The 21755-nt window shown below is 52.7% G+C and carries 16 protein-coding genes and 1 tRNA gene; 4 read left to right on the top strand and 13 right to left on the bottom strand.

Annotated features, from left to right (window positions below):
- Positions 1-12: 12 nt before the first annotated feature.
- The 7 genes from U8U68_RS09400 to U8U68_RS09370 form a co-directional block, all read right to left on the bottom strand.
- Complete coding sequence (locus U8U68_RS09400) at positions 13-2934, bottom strand: type I restriction endonuclease subunit R (RefSeq protein WP_322200555.1); 2922 nt, start codon at positions 2932-2934, stop codon at positions 13-15.
- 33 nt (positions 2935-2967) lie between these two features.
- Positions 2968-4110 carry a restriction endonuclease subunit S gene (locus U8U68_RS09395; protein WP_322200554.1) on the bottom strand — a complete coding sequence of 381 codons (1143 nt, stop codon included), beginning with the start codon at positions 4108-4110 and terminating at the stop codon, positions 2968-2970.
- Positions 4103-5596: a type I restriction-modification system subunit M gene (locus tag U8U68_RS09390; RefSeq protein ID WP_322200553.1), complete on the bottom strand. Its 1494-nt coding sequence runs from the start codon at positions 5594-5596 to the stop codon at positions 4103-4105. The genes U8U68_RS09395 and U8U68_RS09390 overlap by 8 nt, the downstream gene beginning before the upstream one ends.
- Positions 5586-8006: an N-6 DNA methylase gene (locus U8U68_RS09385; RefSeq protein ID WP_322200552.1), complete on the bottom strand. Its 2421-nt coding sequence runs from the start codon at positions 8004-8006 to the stop codon at positions 5586-5588. Before U8U68_RS09385 ends, U8U68_RS09390 begins: the two co-directional genes overlap by 11 nt.
- 1 nt (position 8007) lies before the next feature.
- Positions 8008-8412, bottom strand: a complete 405-nt coding sequence (locus tag U8U68_RS09380; RefSeq protein WP_496196376.1) for a type II toxin-antitoxin system PemK/MazF family toxin — start codon at positions 8410-8412, stop codon at positions 8008-8010.
- 38 nt (positions 8413-8450) lie between these two features.
- Complete coding sequence (locus U8U68_RS09375; protein WP_322200551.1) at positions 8451-10070, bottom strand: restriction endonuclease subunit S; 1620 nt, start codon at positions 10068-10070, stop codon at positions 8451-8453.
- 359 nt (positions 10071-10429) lie between these two features.
- Positions 10430-10516, bottom strand: a tRNA-Leu gene (locus tag U8U68_RS09370).
- Between the two features lie 260 nt (positions 10517-10776).
- Here U8U68_RS09370 and U8U68_RS09365 point away from each other — a divergent pair.
- From U8U68_RS09365 to U8U68_RS09355, 3 genes are all read left to right on the top strand, one after another.
- On the top strand, positions 10777-11730 hold the full coding sequence (locus U8U68_RS09365) for an ROK family protein (RefSeq protein ID WP_322200550.1): 954 nt from the start codon (positions 10777-10779) through the stop codon (positions 11728-11730).
- 3 nt (positions 11731-11733) lie between these two features.
- The gene (locus U8U68_RS09360) at positions 11734-12786 is read left to right on the top strand and encodes an aldose epimerase family protein (RefSeq protein ID WP_322200549.1); all 1053 of its coding nucleotides are present in this window, start codon (positions 11734-11736) and stop codon (positions 12784-12786) included.
- 69 nt (positions 12787-12855) lie between these two features.
- The gene (locus tag U8U68_RS09355) at positions 12856-13272 is read left to right on the top strand and encodes a bis(5'-nucleosyl)-tetraphosphatase (protein WP_322200548.1); all 417 of its coding nucleotides are present in this window, start codon (positions 12856-12858) and stop codon (positions 13270-13272) included.
- A gap of 285 nt (positions 13273-13557) precedes the next feature.
- On the opposite strand, the gene sigE is transcribed toward U8U68_RS09355, so the two are convergent.
- The 6 genes from sigE to bsh form a co-directional block, all read right to left on the bottom strand.
- Positions 13558-14286: an RNA polymerase sporulation sigma factor SigE gene (gene sigE, locus U8U68_RS09350; RefSeq protein ID WP_322200547.1), complete on the bottom strand. Its 729-nt coding sequence runs from the start codon at positions 14284-14286 to the stop codon at positions 13558-13560.
- Between the two features lie 52 nt (positions 14287-14338).
- Entirely contained in the window at positions 14339-15181 is an 843-nt protein-coding gene (locus tag U8U68_RS09345; RefSeq protein WP_322200546.1) for a sigma-E processing peptidase SpoIIGA, read from the bottom strand.
- Between the two features lie 243 nt (positions 15182-15424).
- Positions 15425-16522 (bottom strand): FIST signal transduction protein, encoded by a 1098-nt coding sequence (locus U8U68_RS09340; RefSeq protein WP_322200545.1) that lies wholly within the window; start codon positions 16520-16522, stop codon positions 15425-15427.
- Between the two features lie 39 nt (positions 16523-16561).
- Positions 16562-16762: a hypothetical protein gene (locus tag U8U68_RS09335; protein WP_322200544.1), complete on the bottom strand. Its 201-nt coding sequence runs from the start codon at positions 16760-16762 to the stop codon at positions 16562-16564.
- A gap of 82 nt (positions 16763-16844) precedes the next feature.
- Complete coding sequence (locus U8U68_RS09330; protein ID WP_322200543.1) at positions 16845-18377, bottom strand: ATP-binding cassette domain-containing protein; 1533 nt, start codon at positions 18375-18377, stop codon at positions 16845-16847.
- 295 nt (positions 18378-18672) lie between these two features.
- Positions 18673-19647, bottom strand: coding sequence for a choloylglycine hydrolase (gene bsh / locus U8U68_RS09325; RefSeq protein WP_322200542.1), 975 nt, complete (start codon positions 19645-19647; stop codon positions 18673-18675).
- Positions 19648-20138: 491 nt separating this feature from the next.
- Between bsh and U8U68_RS09320 the strand changes: the two genes are divergently transcribed.
- On the top strand, positions 20139-21743 hold the full coding sequence (locus U8U68_RS09320) for a peptide chain release factor 3 (protein ID WP_322200541.1): 1605 nt from the start codon (positions 20139-20141) through the stop codon (positions 21741-21743).
- The last annotated feature ends 12 nt before the right edge of the window (positions 21744-21755 follow it).

The following is a 21755-nucleotide window of genomic DNA, read 5'->3' as shown; positions in this document are numbered from 1 at the left end:
CCATTCCATAGCTTAATAATACTGCTCGACATAGGCATACGCCTTATCAAACACTTCTTTGTCCTTGATTTTGTATTTCACCCACACGACGCTGCGCAAAGCCTTTTTTACCTCTTGCCGACCTCCAGTGGTGTTCTGCCAGCCGTCAAATCGGACAATTTTCACAATATCATCGATGTCCGCAACAATGCGCTCAACAATAACTGGGGTGCACTCATTGCGCACACCGTTGAAAAGCTCTGTCAGAGCGGCTTTACCCTTATCTACCTCGTCCTCCGGCACAACTTCTTTCTCTGCCTGGGCAGCTTCCTTGGCGAGTTGTAGCAGCATCTTCAAAAACTCGATGCTGTTGATTAAGCCCTGCTCATGACGGTTACGCAACTCTTCCAGTTTTTCCCCAAGCATTTTAAATTTGGGGTCATCTGCGTGCTTCTGGATGCGTGCAACTAAGTCGATTTCCACACGTTTCGTGGTAGGGTTGATGTCCCTGTGGCTTTCAATGAAATCATCAATCAAGTCGGCACTCAGTGAGAGAATATCCACATCATCATGAACTGCGCCAACCTCCAGGTTTGAGTGCACGATTTCCATTGTCTTATTGCCGAGCGCGGCCCAAATTAAACCACCACTGCCGTTAGTCGGGCGGACTGACTCATATACTTTTGTCAACCACACATAGTCCGGCTGGAATGTCGTCAGAAACGGATCAGGAGACAGCCCATTCCAGGCGCGGTTGAGCACCTGGTAATCTGCTGCGAACTCGTCCTTTTCCTTGCTGGTAGGCAAGCACTCCTGCGCTGCCATCAACCCCTCCCAACCTTCAACGGTTCGGTCAACACCCATAAAGAAACTAAGACATTTCCGCAGGAGCGCAGGAAAACGCTTCTTGACTTCTTCGATATTTGTAACAATCTTCTTCATGCTGGTTTCGTCAAAGTTCAGTGCCTTGGCGACATTATCGAAGATCCCAATATAGTCCACAATCAGCCCGAAGGTCTTGCCTTCATCGTAGGTGCGGTTGGTGCGGCAGATAGCCTGGAGGAGCGTATGATCCTTCATGGGCTTATCCAGATACATAACCTGGAGGATAGGCGCATCAAAGCCGGTAAGCAGCTTGGCTGTTACGATGACAATCTCTAGCGGGTCACTGGGATCGCGGAAGCGGTCCAGCACCTTCGCTTCTTCATCTTTGGTCCGGCGATAGGGTTTGTATTTGTCTGCTTTATCATCATTTGTGTCCATCACAATAGTAGAACACTGTGCGCCCAAGAGCTTGTCCAGCTCCTCCTTATACATCAGGCAGCACGGGCGGTCATACACAACCACCTGAGCCTTATAGCCATTGGGACGGATTTTTTCGGTGAAGTGCTTTGCAATATGTGCACAGACCTTATGGATGCGTTTCCGATCATACATGATCGCCTGCATATTGACCCGCTTGGAGAGTTCGGCCCGCTCCACGTCGGACAAGCCTGCAGTCAGCACATCAAACTCTCGGTCCATGGTCTCCCGATCCACGCGGAGGTCGATAGGCACCGGTTCAAAGTTCAGAGGCAGTGTGGCGCGGTCACGGATAGAATCGGAGAAGCTGTACTTGCTCATGTAACCGCTCCGATCTTCAGTGGCTCCAAAGGTGGCAAAGGTGTTCTTGTCAATGCGGTTGATGGGAGTGCCAGTCAGGCCAAAGAAGAAGGCATTGGGCAAGGCCAAGCGCATTTTGATGCCCAAGTCACCCTCCTGTGTCCGGTGGCATTCATCCACCATCACGATGATGTTGTCACGCTGGCTGAGTTCTCCGGTGACCTCCTGGAAGCGGAAGATAGTAGTGATGATAATCTTCCGAATATCCTGGCGAAGCATGGTCATGAGCTGATCACGGCTGGCAGCGGATTCAAGGTTCCCCACATCGGAGGCGTGGAACTGTGCCGTGATCTGAGACTCCAGATCCAAACGGTCATCTACGATGATAACAGTTGGATTTTTCAAATCAGGGAGCATACGCAGCTTGACGGCGGCAAACTCCATCAGGTAAGACTTACCAGAGCCTTGGAAGTGCCAAATCAGGCCCTGCTTGGGGTAGCCCGCCCGGACACGGTCCACGATCATGTTCGCGCCCTCGTACTGCTGGTAACGGGCGATAACCTTGTACTTGCGATACTTGCTGTCAGTAGCGAACAGCGTAAAAAACTGGAACAGGTCCATCACCTTATAGGGAGTGAGCATGTCCGTCACGCTGGTATGCACCGCCGCCAAGCTGCCGTCGGACTTGTCATCGGTGGTGTGCCAAGGTCCCCATTTGGCAATGGGCATTCCGATTGCGCCGTAACGATAGCACTTGCCCTCTGTGGCAAAGTTGAAGATATTCGCCGTAAACATCTGTGGAATGCTCTCTTCGTAATCGCTGATGTCCTTTGCTCCGTCCAGCCAAGTGATAGCGGCCCGAACCGGGGTTTTCATCTCACCAACCGCCACGGGGATGCCATTGACCAGCAGGACGATGTCCAATTCTTTTCCGCCGTCCGCTTTTGTTTTGGGAAAGCACCAGTGGTTTGTGACCACATAGTCATTCAGATCCGATTTTCCATTAATCTCAGTGCCGAAAAAGTCGATGGAGACTTGTCTGCCGTCCTCGCCGAAGGGATAGGTATTCTGCTCAAACACCTTCTGCTTGAACAGCTCGTTCTGCGTGATGAGATTCTGCGCGTTGGTGGCCGTGATGATGCGGTGCAAATCGTATAGGACGGTGTCCGCGCGGGATTCGTCCTCGGTGATCTCCGGGTTCAACCGGGCCAGCACAGCCCGGAACAGGGGCTCTACAATGACATCGGAGGGATTGCGTGGCAGATCCTCCGGCGCGACATATCTCCAGCCGTTTTTCTGGAGAACATCAAGGATCATCCGCTCCGTGGTATTTCCTTCGTTAAAATTGGGCATAAATCGTTCCTCCCTTGGCTTGGCGTTCAACGTTTAATTGAGGTTTTCTGATATGATCTTGTTGTAGATGGCCCCCAGAGTTTTCACAGCCTGCCCTAATTCAAATTTCGATTTATCGCTTTGACTCTGAAATGTCAAGAACTGCTCTTGGCGAGGTAGCGGCGGTAGAATCACAGGGCACATTTTAAATTCATTCATGTTGATGCCCTTGAGTGCAACCCCTTTTGTCAACTCCGATAATCTTCTTTGGAAAGCGGCAGAATCAAGAACTGCCTTTAAAAAGCCCTGACTGAGAAGTTGTGGATTTGCGCGAAGAGGGACAATGTTTCTCGCAACATTACATCCAGCAAATTCATCACTGATTTGGAACGTCTCTCCTATAGAACCTCTGACAGTAATTAAAAGTTCATCACCTTGAAGTAATGTTCTTCGATAGCAGTCAGATATTTTTTGACTAGTTCGCTTTAACTCAGATCGAACGGGAACATGACCTTGAGAAATGTCTACTGGTCGAAAAACAGGAACTCCATTAGGAATATCATCTCCCGTTTTAACAATTCCATAGGTTACTGTACAACCTTCGGCCAATACCTTACAGAGGGGCATTTGCGGCCAGCCCATTTCATTTTCGATCGCATCTCCAAACATCTCGATAAATCGAGCTTTCACCAAATCATCAGTCTGTCGGAGCAGTTCCTGATAAGCCTCTTTCGCTTCCACCATACTCCAAAGAAGTTCGGCCAGCTTTCGCTGTTCGTCCATACCCGGTAGTTCAAACTCATATTTCTTCAGGTGCTCCCATTTTACACGGGGGGACAGAGATCCAGCGGATTTGCCAACGGCATAATCGAAAAAAGCGTCGTTTTGAATGACAAACGGCAGAAGTTCCGGGAGAATCAGATTTGCCTTCGCCTCAATCACCGTAATGTCACTGGAGCAGAGGCCGTCAAAAGGTGCGACAGCGGCTTTCTTCAAATAGGCTCGGCGGCGACCGAAGAGGACTTGTCCTTTGTGAAACACTTTTGAAAAGGTGTTGTCTGAGCTATTGCCCCAAGCCGTCAGCGTGATTTGACTTGGAATCAGATGCTCCAGGCCGACAATAGGATAGTCAGCCTTCGCCCCTTTCAGTGTTTCTCGGCGCTCGATGGCAACATCGCCAAGGGTCACTCTACTCATCAGTCTTGGCCTCCTTCCCTAATAACGCCGTCAATTCTTGATAGGCGGATATTGTAGACCGTGAGCAAGACCTCCAACCATCGTAGCACTCTTGTATGGTCCGACAATCTTCGCTTCCGTCGCTGGATTCCGGCCGCACATAAAGCGGAAGGCTGAGATTGAATCCGTTTTTCTCGACGTCTCGGATGGAAACCTTTTTTGCTATATCATGATCCGATTTAAAAGCATCGTAGGCACCCGCAATCTTTTCGATGTGCTGAGGCTCCAAAAAGCTGTGCGCATTCTTGCGGGTCACCTCGTTCACTGCATTAATGAAAAGAATATGCCCCTTGTGATCGTCAGGTTTCTCTGTTCGGCAAATCATGATGCAAGCTTCCATGGGTGAGTTATAGAACAGGTTTGGTCCAAGCCCGATCACACACTCCAGCATATCCGACCGCACCAGCTTCTCGCGCATTTCCTTCTCCTCGTTGCGGAAAAGCACTCCGTGAGGGAGGAGGATCGCGCAGCGTCCAGTACCCTGATTCATGCTGACGAGAATGTGCTGAATAAATGCGTAATCGGCTCGGCCCTGCGGAGGCACACCGAGAATATTGCGGCCATACCGGTCAGATTCAAAGGCGCTCCGGCTCCAGTCACTGATGGAGTAGGGTGGATTCGCCACGACCATATCGAACTTTTTCAATTTGCGGCGTTCCACAAAGGCGGGGTTGAGCAAAGTATCACCGTTGGCGATCTGGAAATCCTCAATGCCGTGAAGAAACAGGTTCATTCGTGCAATGGCGGTCGTCAGGGTATTCCACTCCTGTCCATAGAGGGATACATTCCGCCACTCTTTTCCGTGTTGTTTTAAGTAAGCTATCGCGGAAATCAGCATACCGGCTGTTCCGCAGGTTGGATCATAGATGGATTCGCCCGGTTCCGGTTTGAGCATCTCAGTCATCAGATGGACCACGGTCCGATTCGTATAAAATTCCTGAGCTCCATGACCGCTGTCATCAGCAAACTTTCGGATCAGAAACTCATACCCCTGACCGAGCTCGTCCTCCGGGCAATTTTCAAGAGATAGCGTTCTGCTGCTGAAATGCTCCAGCAGGTCTTTCAACAGACGATCCGGCAGACGCTTTTTGTTTGTCCAGGTACCGTCGCCGAAAATACCCTTTAGCTTATCAACATTGGCATTCTCAATAGTCCGGAATGCTGCGGTAATAGCCTTACCCACATTCTGAGGAACATTTCGCACATCGTTCCAGCGAGCTCCCTCTGGCAGTACAAAGGAGTGCGTTTCCTCCCAATCTGCCGCTTCCGGCCCATTCTCTTTGATTGCCTTTTCGGTTTCCTCGTTATAGACATCGTTCAGACGCTTGAAAAAGAGGAGGGGAAAGATATATTGCTTATAGGAGCCGGCGTCAACATGATCTCGCAGGAGAACCGCTGATCCCCACAGGTAGGTTTCCAGTTCGCTTTGAGTAATCTTATTGCTCATGGACATAACCTCCCTCAATCAGCAGTCTGTTGACCTTGCTTTCCGCCGCCCTTACCGCTTCCAGCGCAATCATGTAATTTCTCCGCACAATGTGCGGCGGGGTGACCTCCTGCTTTTTGTGCTCGATGTACTTCTTGGGCATGAGCTCAAAGCCGCCCCGCTCTGCATCGGAAATAGAGATGATTTTAACGCGCTCAATAACGTCTTGATAGTCCTGATAATAGCTGTACAGAGTATTGACATTTTCAGCAGACAAGATATTCTGCGCCCGCATTGCAGTAAACACCTCTCCGCCATCAATCAAACAAATCCGGCCTTTGTGTTTATGCTGCTTTTTGTTGTTCAGAAAGAGAATACAGGCAGAAACGCCGGTGCTGTAGAAAACGCCGCTGGCCAAGGTGATCACCGCCTCCAGTTTGTCGGAGCGGATTAGCTTCTCACGCATCTGGCCCTCCTTACCTGAATGGAAGAGCACTCCCTGTGGGAGCACCACAGCGCATCGACCGTTTTCCGGGTCCATGGATTTAACCATGTGCTGCAACCAGGCGAAATCTGCGCTGGAATCGCTGGGGTTGCCCCAGAAGTTTCTCCCAAAGGGGTCCGATTCGAACTGCGCCGCACCCCACTTATCTTTACCGAATGGAGGATTTGCCAGAACACAGGTGAAGGTTTTGAGTTTCCGTTTCTCCAGAAATTTTGGGTCCCGCAGTGTATCGCCGTGCATAATCTGAACATCCTTGGCTCCGTGCAGATAGAGGTTCATCCGAGCAATAGCGGAAGTGGAGAGGTTGTTCTCCTGGCCGAAAATCCTGCCATACGCAAGCCGGTCCCCACGCATATGACGTATGGCCTCGATCAGCATACCCCCGGTTCCACACGCAGGATCATACACAGAGTCTCCGGGCTTTGGGTCTAATAGACGAACCATCAGTCGGACAATAGGACGGGGGGTGTAAAACTCGCCAGCGTTTTTCTTGGAGTCATCAGCGAACTGCCGGATGAGGAACTCGTAGCTGTCGCCCATTACGTCGGCGGAGTAATTTTTATTTCCAACGGAAATCAGGGACATGTGCTCAATCAGATTTTTCAGGCGTTCATCGGTCAATTTGCCCTTGTCCGTCCAGGTTGCGTCATCAAAACTGCTGAACACATCTGATAAGGTCTCAGGATTAGCTTTTTCAATACCGGTCATGGCTGCAACAATAGCCTTGCCGACATTTTGCGTGACCTGACGCACGTCATTCCAGTGACAACCCTCTGGAATAATGAAGAAGTGCATGTCTTCAGCAGTAGCGTATTCCTCATCTCCGCCGGAGTAGGCAAGGGCCTCGGCGTACTCCTCGTCGTATACATCAGAGATGCGCTTGAAAAATAGGATTGGAATCACATAGCTCTTGTATTCGTCCTGATTGATAGGGCCGCGCAAGATACTGCAACACTGGTACAGGTGGTTAAAGAGTTGCCTGCTAGTGATTTCCGCTGGACTTGTTTCCGCAGACTGGGCATCACCGTCTGCGGCATCAACTGCGGACTCCATCATCGCTGCCCGGTTTCCTCCCCTGACTTTTTGCCCATCTTTACGCTTAAGCGGAATATTGGTGTCTCCAATTATCTTCTCCATCATAGGAGGATACTTATTTTCAAAATCCACCAAAATCTTCAAAAGGTTCTCGTCCAGAAAGGTCAGGGCGTGTTTGCGAATACCGGCTGGAATGCCATAGTATGCCTCGGCGATTCCGCCAGTGATTGCAGCGAGAGTGTCGCTGTCTCCACCGATAGAAATGGCGTTACGGATGGCATCTTCAAAACTGGTGGACTCGAAGAAGGCCATCAGTGCCTGAGGAACCGTTTCCTGGCAGGTCTCATTAAACTGATAGCTATCCCGGATGCCATCCAGCGTGAAGTTCATTGGGTAGTAGTGCTTATCCATGTAGTCGCGGATCTCCAGAATACTTTTTCCTTGGCGGGCCATAAAGATGGCAACCACAGTGGCTTCTGCACCTTTGAGTCCTTCTGGATGATTGTGTGTAACGGCAGTGATGTGCTCCGCCATTTTCTTTGCCTCGTCCAGGGATGAGGCGGCAAAGCCTGCCGCACTTACTCGCATAGCCGCGCCGTTGCCATAGCTGTTGTATGGATGCGGATGGTCGGAGAGCATCCACCTGAGGAATCCACCACCATAACCACAGTTCGGGTACTGCCGCCCAATAAGTTGCATTTGCTTCACAGCATTTTCGGCCAGGTTGCTGTGGTCAGGTTTACTTATGAGGACGGCTTTCGCCAAAGCCAGAGTCATAATACTGTCATCGGTGGGAAAGCATTTGTAGGTGAGGAACTCAAAGTCCTTTGACTTGTGGTTATTCCACTCGAAACGGGAACCTACAATGTCCCCAATTATTGCGCCAAGCATATCACGCCCCTCCTTTATATATATGCCGCTGTGTCGATACACGGTTGTTTAATCCGAACTGAATTGCTATAGCGTCATCGAGCTTATCCAGAACACTGTCATTGAGATGTCCCAATCTGTTCTGTGGCAAAAGTTCTTTCTTGTTACAAATTGTTGTTTGCTCGACTAAGACAACGGAATCTTCCTTCAGCCCGCCCATACCTTTATGCAGTTCAACGTGAGTAGGTAATTTGGCCTTTGTTTTACTTTTTGTGATGGGGGCAATCTGTAAAGTCGGACTATACCGATTTCCTGTGTTGTTTTGCACAACTACTACGGGCCTACAGCCACCCTGAATGCAGCCATCAGGTTTGCCAAGATCCAGATAAAAAATATCGCCTTTCATGAACTGCTGGACGTTTTCCAATGTCATTCCTCCTAAAATAGTTGTTATGGTTTTTCTTTTTATATCTGTTCTTGAAGCCTGTCCAGCGCAGAACGCCAGCGGCGTTCTGCTTCGCTTATAGACTCAAGATACATCGTCAACTCGGTCTGATATTCGTTTGCGAGAGCCTCCTGCTTTTCGATGTCCGGCAACGGGATTTCAAGGGATTGCATATCCTTGTAGCTCAGATTGATGACGCTGGTACCTTGCTGGGCGGATTCCAGAAGTTTGCCACCAAGAGGACTGTCCAAGAACATCTTCAAGTAAACACTGTTCAGGAGATCGCTTCTAGGGCGAATTACTACAAGATTGGAGGAGGCAATACAGGGATAATCTTGTTTTTTGAAAATAGCAGTTCGTACCGCCGTACCTCTGGCTGGCACCAAAATGTCACCATCTTCTAAAATGTAGGTTCTTAATTTGCGCTCTTCCTCATCCAGATGGTCCAATCCGTCATAGTCAATGCTGAACTCCCGAAGGTTCGAGATGTTTACAACTCCGAATCTACCAGTAGGGTCCTTACGAGGCACATTCTTCCCACGGAACACGGTGGCAACTTCTCCAAGAATAGCGCGTTTCACCCCCATATATCGTATCCAGTCCTCATCCTGGGCCGCAAATAGCTTGTCCACGTTCCAGTCGCCTTGTTCCTCCAGCTCGGACAGCATCGAGAAAGTTTCATCCTCAAGACGGATATTTCTCACTCTACGACCAGCAGAACCTGTTATGGTATCTTGAATGCCAAAACGACGAACGGCGATATCGTCAGTTGTTCCTGTTGTAATGGTGAGAAGGTAAGTCTTGATTGCCGACCATTCAAGGAAACCTTCTGGCATTGCCGAAATGCTTTCAACTTTATAGGTGTCCTGAATAAAATTGCGGAGACCCTTGACGTTACCGCCAGCAAAAGTGATGCGGGCGGGGAGTAGAATTGCCAACCTGCCGCTAGGCCCCAAGTGAAGAAGAAGATTTTCCAGAGCAACCATTTCATGCTCACGGCACATGAAATGCTGCTCCCGGTCGACCAGAAGTCTGCTACCAAATGTTGGAACAGAGAGAATTAGATCAAATCGCTCCTGGAGGAATTCATATTCATAAATACTTGTGGTTACGACTCGGACATTCCTGTAACCCTGGAAAACCCGCTCAAGGATTGCGGTATAGGCAGGATTCATCGTGGTTATAGTGTAGTCGCATTCGGGATAAGCATCGACCATGGATTTCAAATTAGGTGTGAACTTTTCCCCTTCAGCGATTAGAACATACTTGGTGGTAAACTCGAAGAATACCTCAAAATGCTCAATCAATGGCTTGGGGAGATGCACCAAATTTGCAGCCTTCTCATCGATCTCGCCTAGCATTTCCTCCCAGTCAAGCGGTGCAGCTTGCTTTAGGAGGGTATAGCCTATAAAAGCATTTTGTTCACTCCTGTAGAAGATTCTTCCAAAACCCAGGTCCTCTGAGGCGTTGCGCATGATTTGAACGACATCTTGTTCGTTTTCTAAATCCGGTCTGATTTCACATTTTTCCATGGCAATACCGGTGAGCAGAGCGGCCACACGCATATCGCTTGCTGACATTTGGCCTCTTAAAAAGTTGAAGAAATTCCAATAGCTCTCGGCCTTATTCTTGCGGTCCATGGTATATTCCCTCCCGGTAAACTAAAATGTTCATTATTGCTGTTGTAGGTAGTGTATCACACTCGACAGCGTTTGTCAATACCTCAATAAAGTATTTTAATACCTTATTTTTGGACGATCCATGTACTGACCTTTCAACGATTCCCTCAACCTTTTAATTTTCCCTCCCGTGGGACAGGGGGAGGGTGCAAAATGCAAATCTCCGTTGATGGCGTCCCATCCCCACACAAAACGAAAAAGGCGGGACGCCGGAGGATATCCGCACCCCCTGCGTCCCGCTTTTCCCTTGATTCCAAGGCTTTTCCATTGGCAAAATTAAAAAGTCCTCAGTCGATTGTATCATCGACTGAGGACTTTCGTGGTGCCGCCGACCGGACTTGAACCGGTACGGTATCGCTACCGAGGGATTTTAAGTCCCTTGTGTCTGCCGATTCCACCACGGCGGCCCATAATGTATTTTATTTTAGCATGTTCTTGCTGGAAAATCAACCCCAGTTTGGAAAATCAAACACAAAAAATATTGAAAAATATTTCTGAAACTATTTGCTTTCACAAGAAAAGTATAGTATACTGTAACTGATTGAGGTCTATAGTAAGCGGGCACGGTGCCGCTGGTTCATTCAAAGAAGGGGGGTTACCTCTTTGAACTATATCCCTCACCCCACCGGCATTCTATACTTACTTATCAAGAAAGGCAGGAGCAACTATGTGTTATCTTGGAATCGATTTAGGAGGCACCAACATCGCCGTTGGAATCGTTGACGAGGACTGCAAAATTATTGCCAGAGCCACTTCCTCGACCCAAACGGAAAACGCGGAACAGGTGGCTGACGCTATGGCCGCCACAGCTCGGGAGGCCCTGAAAAACGCGGGTTTGACCCTGGCGGATGTGCCCTGGGTGGGCCTGGGCTCTCCTGGAACTATCAACAAGGAGACAGGCATTATTGAGTATGCCAACAACCTGCCTTTTAAGGACACTCCTATGCAGAAAATGCTTTCGGAGCGCCTGGACGGCAAGCGGATCTTTATGGAGAACGATGCCAACGCGGCGGCTTTTGGCGAATATATGGCCGGCGCCTTAAAGGGCGCGGCCTACGCGGTGGCCATTACCCTGGGCACGGGCCTGGGCGGCGGCGTAATTATTAATGGAAAAATTTATTCTGGATTTAACTTTGCTGGGGCCGAGTTGGGCCACACGGTTATTGTGGCGGATGGGCGCCCCTGCACCTGCGGGCGCTTGGGCTGCTGGGAGGCCTACGGCTCTGCCACAGGCCTGATCAAGATGACAAAAGAACATATGGAAAAGGCCCCCAAGGACTCTCCCATGTGGACCATTGTGGGCGGGGACATCAACAAGGTCAACGGACGCACTTCCTTTGACGCCATGCGCCAAGGCGACCCCATTGCCCAAGAGGTGGTGGACGAGTATATTAAGTATCTAAGCGTGGGCATTGTGAACATGATTAATATTTTCCAGCCCGACGTATTCTGCGTGGGCGGAGGCATCTGCAACGAGGGCGAGACCCTGCTGGGCCCAGTGAGGGCTTTTGTGGAGAAAGAGCAGTACGGCTCTACTGGCAAAAAGACCAAGATCTGCAAGGCGATGCTGGGCAACGACGCGGGCATTATCGGCGCGGCTATGCTTGGTAAGGAGGCCTAAGCTATGAGCGGCGTAAAGGTAGAGCGGTTTGGCGTTTTGCCAGACGGCCGGGAAGCCCATGCCTACACCCTGGCGGCTGGGAACATGACCATGAAAGTGACAGACTATGGCTGCCGCATTCTCAGCCTGCTGGCGCCAGACCGGGAGGGGAAAATGGGAGATGTGGTGCTGGGCCACCGGACCCTGGAAGAGTATTTTGGGGCCGACTTTCATGGGACTGCCATTGGCCGCTGGGGAAACCGCATTGGCGGGGCGCGTTTCGCCCTGGAGGGCAAAGAGTACCGCCTGGCCCAAAACGACGGGGAAAACTCCCTGCACGGGGGCCCGGGAGGCTTTCATCAGGCCCTATGGCAGGCGGATTTTGAGGACGGGCCTTGGCCTGAGATCACCTTCTCCCTGGAAAGCCCGGATGGCGAAGAGGGATTCCCTGGAAACCTGAAAGCAGAGATCGCCTATAAGCTGACAGCAGAAGGGGCGCTGCACATCCGCTACAGCGCTGTCAGCGACCAGGCCACGCCCTTTAACCCCACCAACCACAGCTTTTTCAATCTGTCAGGCGACCCCCAAAGAGACGTGCTGGACACTGTGCTGACCATCAACGCCCAAAAGGTAACAGAGGTCACCGACGCGCTGATACCCACTGGCGGTTTTATTCAGGTGGATGGCGGCCCGCTGGACTTCCGCAGTCCGAAACCTTTGGGGCAGGATATGTTCGCGGAGGACCACTTGATTCAGCTGTGCGGAGGCTTTGACCACAATTTCTGTCCTCAGGGCAGCGGTTTTCGGAAGATCGCCGAGGCCCGAGAGCCAAAGAGCGGCAGGGTAATGGAGGTCTTTACCGACCTGCCGGGGGTGCAGTTGTATACCTTTAACAGGCCGCCTATAGGGGTGCTGGGCAAGGATGGCCAGCAGATGGGCCCCCACACGGCTTTCTGCCTGGAGACCCAGTTCTACCCAGACACAGTGAACCACCAGAACTTCCCAGGGGGTATTCTGCAAAAAGATACGCCCTTTGTGACCGAGACCGAGTACAAATTCTCTGTCAGTCAAGAATAATAAAATAGGGGAGGCCCGGGCGCTGGGTTACCGGCGCGGGCCTCCCTTTTATTAGAAGGAGGTTTTTTTATGAAGCTGGAAAAATCTTGTGGGGCCGTGGTATGGCAGGAAGATCCAGCGGGCAGGCCCCAGGTACTACTCATCCGCCACCAAAATGGGGAGCACTGGGCCTTTCCAAAGGGCCACGTGGAAAAGGGAGAGACCGAGGCGGACACTGCCCGCCGGGAGATATGGGAGGAGACCGGGCTGAAGGTGAAGCTGGACACAGAATTCCGCCAGGTGGTCACCTATTCGCCCAAGCCCCAGGTGATGAAGGATGTGGTCTACTTTGCCGCTAAGCCCACGGGCGGGGAACTGCGCCGCCAAGAGGAGGAGGTGCTTGCCATTGCGTGGTGCACCCTGGCCCAGGCCCTGGAGCGGGTGACCTTTGAAAATGACAAACAGGTGCTGCAAAGCTTTATTACCTATTATGAGCAGGTGATGTAGGGGCTTTCCGCCCCTTGAGGAGGGGAAAACGAAAAGTTAAGGTTCTGGCAAGGGAACAGGAAAAGTTTTGTGGGCCCGCAGCCTCATCTGCTGGTTCGGTGGGATCTCCTATTGCTTAATTTTGCCAAGTAAGCGGGGGAGCTTCCCTGCGTCAGCCGGCGCTGCCCTGTCTCTCGTGGGGAGCAGCGCCCTTTTCGACGGGTGCGGATTTTGGAGGCAAAGGGCGGTCAAGTCTTGAACAGAGCCCTGAAACCGCTGAAAAGCATTTGCCATTCACGCTCAATATTAACTGGCCTTCTCCAGATCCTTGCGCAGCCGGGTGATAATCCGCTTTTCCAGCCGGGATATGTAAGACTGGGAAATGCCCAGCTGGTCGGCCACCTCTTTTTGGGTGTGTTCCTTGGTGGAAGCCAGCCCGAAGCGCAGCTGCATAATGGTTTTTTCCCGGGGGGAAAGGCGGTCCACCGCGCTTAGCAGCATGTCGCGTTCCGCCTCCTGCTCAATGTCCTGGTTCACTGCGTCTGGGTCACTGCCTAAAAGATCCGAGAGAAGCAGCTCGTTGCCGTCCCAATCTACGTTTAGGGGATCGTCAATGGAGATCTCGTTGCGCAGCTGAGAGCTTTTCCGCAGGTGCATGAGGATCTCGTTTTCAATGCAGCGGGAAGCGTAGGTGGCCAGTTTGATATTTTTCTCTATCCGAAAGGTGTTTACCGCTTTGATGAGCCCGATGGTGCCAATGGAGATTAGGTCCTCCACGCTGGCCCCCGGGCTCTCAAATTTTTTGGCAATGTAGACCACCAGCCGCAGGTTGTGGGTGATGAGCGGCTCTCGGGCCCCGGGCACGTCATTGCGGATATTTTCCATCACCTGGGCTTCCTCCTCTTTGGTCAGGGGCGGGGGCAGGGTATCGGGGCCGTTGATGTAGTGGCAGGGCTGGGCCCACCAGGCAGAGAAGAACCGCCGCAGAAAGCCCTGGCAAAGGGGAAGAAGAGAGAGGAGGAATTGGCTTAGCATAACAGATCACGTTCCTTTCTAGGTGTAGGTGAGGGGAAGAGCGCGCGTTGGGCTACTCCTTTGGGAACAGCTCCGGGTTATAAATAGCGGAAAATTGCCCCGCGGAAAGGGGCTTTGCGGAAAGAGCCAGGTAGCATTCCAGTTCTTGGCCGGTTTTTGCGGCTACGACCCGATCTGGTTTAAAGGCAGGCAACAGCCCGTCGCCCCCCAGGGTCTGAAAGGGCACCAGCCGCAGGCCCGCCCCAGCTTCTGCCGCGCCCCCGGAACGCAGAAACTCGTCAGCTGCCGCTGGAGCCAGCCCGCTTAAAGTCTTGGCTTGGCAGACAATGACAGGCAAACCTGAAAAGGGCTCCCGCAGGGCGTTTCCGGTGTCGGCCTTGGCAAAAAGCTCTGCCTGGCGGCCCTGGTGGGCAATGGTCAGCCGCAGGGGTTCGGCGCTGGCCCCTTGGCCGGAGAACAGCCGCCGGAACAGCCAAAACACCAGGTAGGCGGCGCAAGTGGAGAAAAACAGCATGGGCAAAGAGAGATCTATGTACACCGCGCCGCCCACCAGGGCCAGGTAGCCAGGGGGCGCGAACTGCAAAAGAAACAGCAGAAACCCCGCCAGCAAAAAAGAAAACAGCCACATGCACAGCCAGCACTGGAGAAACAGCCGCCGTCCCACTGGGGCAAAGGCCCCCGCAGCAGCGGCCAAGGCGCCCAGCCCGGCTGCCAGCAGACCGGCCCAGGGGGGCAGAGGAAGCAGCCCCGTCAGGGCGGTCAGGGCCCCTGCCAGGGCGCCCAGTACCAGCCGCTCCCAGCGGGTATTCAGGTGCAGAAACCGCTGGACACAGTGCAAGAGGAAAAGGTCCACGTAAAGGTTGACAATCACCAGTACATCGGCATAAACAGTCATGGCGCTCCCTCCTGTCCACTCTATTATAGACCAGTCCAGAGGATGAATTTGTCGGTTCCTGGAAGCGTTCTTGTAGATGTTTCCAACAAGGGCTTTTATGGTGCAAGGGCCCCTTTTAAGCGGCATGGCAAATGTCCTTGAAATTCCACGGAGGGAACCGCCTCTGCACGCGGCTTCTCCATACAAAAAGGCAGCGCATTCTACAAATGCGCTGCCCAAAACCTACCGTATAGGGGCTATTGCTTATTTTATGACCAGAACCGTAGATGTTTCATTGATATGTCCAAAAAAAGCCTCGCCGTTGGTAGAAAATCCTATGCTGGGATACTGCCCAAAGAGCGCACAATAGGGCTCAACCTGATTCTCATTCTGGATTTCCAGAGTACGGTACAGGCAGTTGAAGTTAATCAAACCAGCGGGCTGATAGGTAATCGCCTGGTCCAGCGCCTTCTTGGTATCGTCCACGATGTTGCCAATTTTCAGAACGTTAATCTCCGTCCCCTCCGGCAAGCCGCAGTGCAGGGTGATCCCGCCGTCCTGAATCTGGTTGAAGGTGCGGACGAAAATTTCACCGTCCGCCACAACGCCCAGGGGATTGCTTACAAAGTAATTCTGAATCTCATCCTGGGGAACGCCCAAGACCTCGGCGTACACCTCGCCGCAGGGGCGGCCGTCAAATTCGTAAAGAATACGGTTGCGCATATCCGACTTTGTAACCAGCAGCTTGCGTTCTGATAGAATGTGGGCGCTCTGGGTCTTGAACACATCGTAGCCGTTTACGGTTTTAAGAATTGCCAGCACTGCCGCGCCGCTATAACTTTGACCATTGGCATAGACCAGTGACTGGCCGCTGTCCGCCGCGGAAGAAGAGCCGCCTACAAAAAGAAGGTCGGTCACTGTGCCCAGGCGGTCCATGAAGACCTCCTCGGACTTTGCGCTGGACTCAAAGATAACAAGACCCACATAGCTCTCGTAATTGTTAATAACCTGGTCCACGCCGCCATAATAATTGTGCATGTCCTCCAGAACCGCTTTTAGGTCCGGCTCGGTGCTGATGTTTTCTACTACCCGAACGCAAACATCCTCCACACTCTCCTGGTCCGCAGCCAGAATGCTGACCGCGCCGCTGGTGAAGGTTGCGTTACAGTACTCGCTGTGAGAGGTGGAGCCGATCACTTCGCTGTTGGGAAAAGCCTCCTTCAGAGCAGCCTCGGGATGCTCATACACGCTGGATGCAAAAAACAGCAATAGCTTTGGCTGAAAACCGGCCAGGGCCTCGCGGGCCTGCCGCGCCATATCCTGGCTATTTGTTCCTTTAATTAAAACAGTCTTGACTGCCAATATTTATCCCGCCCTTAATATTACAATTTTTTATGGGTTTCAAACTATAATGCCAAACTCTTTGGCAACCTCGCGGACCTTCTGTATAGTAGCCGGATCATCAGGAGAGACTGCCGTGTATTTATCTACAGCAATTCCTTTCAGATACATCTTTGTCCGTACAGAGTTTTCTATAACAAGGTTGCCCTTGCCTTTTTGAGTAATGACCTGCTTAATCATGTTGTAGACCTGACCTGCCAATAAATTCACCTTCTCTCTTGAGATTTATGAGGAACACACAACCTGAAAACATACCAAATTTTACCATATATATGCCAGATTGTCAACCATTTTCCAGGCCTTGGGGTCCCAGCCGGTACAGCTGGCCCCCAGCCTCGGAAATAAATTTCCGGTCGTGGGATACGCTGATCACGCAGCCCCTAAAATCTCGCAGCATGGCCCGGATCACCGGTCCAGACAAGGGGCTGAAATTGCGGGTGGGTTCATCCAGAAGCAACACGTTGCTCCCGTCCAAAATCATCTTCAGCAGGAAAAGCTTGGCCTTTTGGCCCCCGGAAAGCCCGGAAATGCTATGGGCGCACTCCTCCGGGGTGTATTTCATGCTGCCCAGGTAGGTCTTTGCCTGGGTGATCTGGACCTTCTGGCCCCCGGGGGCCAAAAACTCCACAGGGGTTAGGCTTTGGTCCACAGCCTCGCTATAGTCCTGGGGCATATAGGCGGCTTTCAGGTCAGCACGGGGCAGCAGCTCTTGGGCAATGCGCCGCAGCAGGGTCGTCTTGCCCGCGCCGTTTTTTCCAGTGATGCAAATATGCTCTGGTCCCCGCAGGTGCAGCTCCACATTTTTTGCCAGCAGGGCCCCGTCCGGAGCCGCTAGGGCAGACAAAGACAGGTCCAGCACGGGCTTGCCCCAGGGCAGGGCAGCTGTTTGGGAAAAGTCCACGGTGATGGCCTCCTCGGTGTCGGGAAATTCCGTCATGTCCTCCCGCTCCCGGTTAAAGCGGTGCTCCATACTCTTCACAGACTTCATCTTCTTTTTCAGCAGCCGTCCCCCGGCGGGGTTAGCGCGGCTGATGGCGTCCAGCTGATGCTGCACTTTCTGCTCAATTTTCCGCAGCTTTTCCTGGCGCTTGCGGTCCTCTTCCCGCTCCTTTTTGGCGGCCTGCTCTTGGCGGCCGAAGCGCTGGAGGCGTTCCTCCACATACTGGCGGTAGCCCATCCGGGCCAGAGTCCAGCGGGGCAGAGTTTTGCGGCGCAGCTGCTCCAGGTGTAGCACGGCGTTGGCGGTTTTTTCCAGCAGCACCTCGTCGTGAGAGATGAACAGCATCGGCTGGGGGCAGCGTATAATAAAGTCCTCCAGCCACTCCAGGGTCTCTACGTCTAGGTCGTTGCTGGGCTCATCCAGCAGGTAGGCGTCTGGCTGGCGCAGCCCAAGCAGGGCCATACGCAGCTTAACCTTTTCCCCGCCGGAAAGGCTGGAAACCAGCCGCTGGGCGTAAAAATCCTCCAGAGAAACCCCCACCGGGGCCCCGGCCGCGGCCAGCCCGGCAGGATTAGCCTCTAAAAAGCCTGGCTGTGCACAGCAGTATTCGTAAACAGACAGCGCCCCTTCCTGGGGGGACACCTCTTGGGCCAGATAGCCCAAAATCATTCCTTTTTTGGCAATAGAGCCCTCCCAGTCGGCGTAGGACTCCACTAAAGTTTCATGGAATAAAAGTTTTAGTAATGTGGACTTCCCATCCCCTTCCTCACCAATGATGGCTATCTTATCTCCAGGGTTCAGGGCAAAGTCCAGGTCCCGCAGCAGAACCCGCGAGTCCTTCCTCATGGTAATGGTTAGGCCTTTTACTTGTAACAATGCGCATACCTCCTATCTGGCCGGGGATGGACGTATGCGCACAAAAAAGGGCTGTCGAATTTTAACAGACCTAGGGCCCAAAAGGCAAAAGAAAAAGATGCGCACAGGCCAAGCCCGCACCCAGCAGGCGGCCCTCAGCCCAAAAAAACCCGGCAAAAACTCAGCCTTCAGGGATGAATCCTAAAAGCAGTGGAATTTTTGTGGTTTTCTTTGAGCTTACTTCAACATCTTTTCACCTCATCATTCAATTTATAGAAATTATAGCGGCATTGCGTGTAGTTGTCAAGAGCTTTTTTCAGTTTACATACCGCACCTGGGGGGTCTCGTCGATTTCATATATCGAAAGGGCTTCCGCGCTTTTGTTAGCGTCTGTCAAGCGCACGGCGGTCAGCTGGCTATTGGCATAGGTTTTATAGTAGTAAACCCCCCGGGTGGCGTTGGCACAGCAAGTATAGGTGGTCACGCTGCAGGTACTGCCGCTGACCACCACCGAGCCCCGCACAATAGAAACTCCCTCCAGAATATGGAAGATTTGAGAAAGGGACCCTGCGTCCGTACCGTCGCACTGGGAATTCAGCTTATAAAAACTGGCTCGGATGAATCGGGAGGTAGGAGAGTCGTCCCCTGGCAGCCCCATGGCCCCCATGCCCTGTCCGTAGGATTTTAAATCCACCAGCCGTGAAAAACGGTTTTGAGCCGGCTGGCAGCTGATGTTCATATAACTGTTTAGGTTCATTTGGTGAAAAGGAAACTCCGGGTTGTTGGTGAGCACGCCCATGGGGTTTTCGTACACGCTCAGACCCTGGCGGGTCTGCTCTACCACCAGGCTTTGTTCTCCGTCGCTAATCATCCAGTGCAGCTGGGCCAGGGGCAGATTTTTGGCAAAAGGCTGGTTGGTCAGCCAAACGTTTTTTAGCTCCCGGCGCAGCTCTGCAATGGTGGCGAAGTTCCCCATGGCCCAGGGGATAAGTTCATAGGGGGTCAGGTTCAGCCGGCCGGGCACAGGTTCGCCGTAATAGGCGTTGCCAGGAAAATTGAGCCCGGCAATGGACAGCCCCTTTTCGTTGGTGGCCTCGGCATACAGGGGATAGCCATCCATCACAGAGGCCATGCCCACCATAGCGTACCAGGTCTCAAAGCTCTCGCCGTTTTTCAGGGCAAAGGAATAGTTCCGGGGGGTAACCACCACACGCTCTCCAAACCGGTAGTCAATGTCCATAGTGCGGCCAAAATATACGTCCTGGGTTTTCATTGCCACGCATGTACACATAATGCTTCATCCTTTCATTCAAAGAGATGCGTCTTAGAGGGTAGGGGCTTTTTGATACACTGGTTATTATTATGCCGCTAGGACGGAAGGATATTCTATCTGTGTCATAAAGGCGTGCCGCCGGCTTTGTGGGCCGTTTTCAGTCGCCGCGCGTTCAACGCGCAAGGCGTTCCTTTCTGGGCCGGGGGGCGTCCGCCCCACTTGCAAGTTTTCCCTTCCTGGTGTATAATAGACCCACTATCTCCAAGGAGTGTGACCCATGTAGAACAGGAATGCCCTTAAAGGAGCCCCCTACGGGCGGCTTGACCGAAAGGCGGCGCCGCACAAAGACCGCGGACAATTTGCCGGATCTTTTTTCGCCAGCTTGCACCAGTTTTCCCTGCCAGTCGCGAGATTGGCTGCTCAAAACGGGCAACAGAAAGTCTGCTGCGCAACTCGCGCAGCATCTTTAGTCGGCGCTGCCCTAAATTTATACGAAAGGATGGCTTACTTTGCCTGATTATCAATCTGAAATCACCCGCCGCCGGACCTTTGCCATTATCTCCCACCCTGACGCGGGCAAAACCACCCTCACCGAAAAGTTCCTGCTCTACGGCGGCGCCATCACCCTGGCCGGTATGGTTAAAGGCAAGAGGAACTCCCGCCATGCGGTCTCGGACTGGATGGAAATTGAAAAGCAGCGGGGCATCTCCGTCACCTCCTCTGTGATGCAGTTCCAGTACGGCGGCTACTGCATCAATATTTTGGACACCCCCGGCCACCAGGACTTTTCGGAAGACACCTACCGCACCCTGATGGCGGCGGACTCGGCCGTCATGGTCATCGACGCCAGCAAGGGCGTGGAGGCCCAGACCCGCAAGCTTTTTAAGGTTTGCGTCATGCGGGACATCCCCATTTTCACCTTCATCAACAAGATGGACCGGGACTCTCAAAGCCCCTACGACCTGCTGGACGAAATAGAAAAGGAGCTGGGCATTGGCACCTACCCCATGAACTGGCCCATTGGCTCAGGCGTGGGCTTTAAGGGCGTGTATGACCGGGAGAAAAACCGGGTGCTGAAGTTCGAGCCGGAAGAGAGCGGCGCGGGCCGCCGGGAGGTAAAGGAGCGGGACTACACCTTGGAGGACCCAGAGCTGAAGGAGGCCGTGGGCCCGTATCTATACGATACCCTGCGGGACGACGTAGAGCTGCTGGACGGGGCCGGGTATGAGTTCGACCTGGAGAAAGTCCGCCACGGCCAGCTTTCGCCAGTATTTTTCGGATCGGCCCTCACCAACTTCGGGGTAGAGCCCTTTCTGGAAAATTTTCTGCGCCTGACCACCCCGCCCCTGCCCAGAAAAACCGCCGGGGACCCCATAGACCCTTACGCGGACAGCTTTTCGGCCTTTGTCTTTAAGATCCAGGCCAATATGAACAAGGCCCACCGGGACCGCATCGCCTTTATCCGCATATGCAGCGGGAAATTCGAGAAGGGCATGGAGGTGGAGCACGTCCAGGGCGGGCGGCGGATGAAGCTTTCTCAGCCCCAGCAGATGATGGCCCAGAGCCGGGAGATCATCGAAGAGGCCTACGCCGGGGACATCATCGGCGTGTTCGACCCCGGGGTGTTCTCCATTGGCGACACCCTCTGCGCCCCAGGGAAGAAACTGCGCTTTCAGGGCATTCCCACCTTTGCGCCAGAGCTGTTCAGCCTGGTGCGGCAAAAGGACACCATGAAGCGCAAGCAGTTTGTAAAGGGCGCCAACCAGATTGCCCAGGAAGGAGCCATACAAATCTTTCAGGAGCTGGGCGCGGGCATGGAAGAGGTCATCGTGGGCGTGGTAGGCAGCCTACAGTTCGATGTGTTCCAGTACCGGATGGAGAACGAGTACAACGTAGAGGTACACATGCAGACCCTGCCCTACTCGTTTATCCGGTGGATTGACAACGAGAACCTGGACGAGGCTGCTGTGAAAAAGCTGAACCTGACCACAGACACCAAGAAGGTGCAGGATCTGCGGGGGCGGTATTTGCTGTTGTTCAGTAACCAGTGGAGCATTAACTGGGCCCTGGACAAAAACCCAGGGCTGATGCTGTCGGAGTTCAGCCAGGGATAAGAATCTGTATTC

Source organism: Acutalibacter intestini, from assembly GCF_034334985.1.
Classification (GTDB): Bacteria; Bacillota; Clostridia; order Oscillospirales; family Acutalibacteraceae; genus Acutalibacter; species Acutalibacter intestini.
This window is presented reverse-complemented; position numbering and strand designations above follow the sequence as displayed.